General features: G+C 44.2%; 1 pseudogene. It reads right to left on the minus strand.

The annotated features are described in order from the left end of the window. A pseudogene (locus H5S41_RS00460) lies at window positions 1-226 on the minus strand (ISL3 family transposase); the annotation flags it as partial.

A 226-nucleotide genomic window follows, 5' to 3' on the forward strand; every position in this document is an offset into this window, starting at 1 on the left:
GCGCTCTTTCTTGGAGTAGCGGTTCTCAAAATAATCAATAATTGACGGCGATAGCCGGTCATGGAGAGTGGCGACTAGCTGATGGGTTTCGCTATCACAACAGATGAAAGACATTATGGATTTAACTGAACGAAATTCATCAAAGCACAGGTTTTGTGGCAGCTTAGCCATTCGATAATGCGGTTTGATGCGTTCTTTAATTGTACGGCGAACACTGCTTGGTGAG

It is taken from the genome of Limosilactobacillus albertensis, assembly GCF_014145555.1.
GTDB classification, from domain to species: domain Bacteria; phylum Bacillota; class Bacilli; order Lactobacillales; family Lactobacillaceae; genus Limosilactobacillus; species Limosilactobacillus albertensis.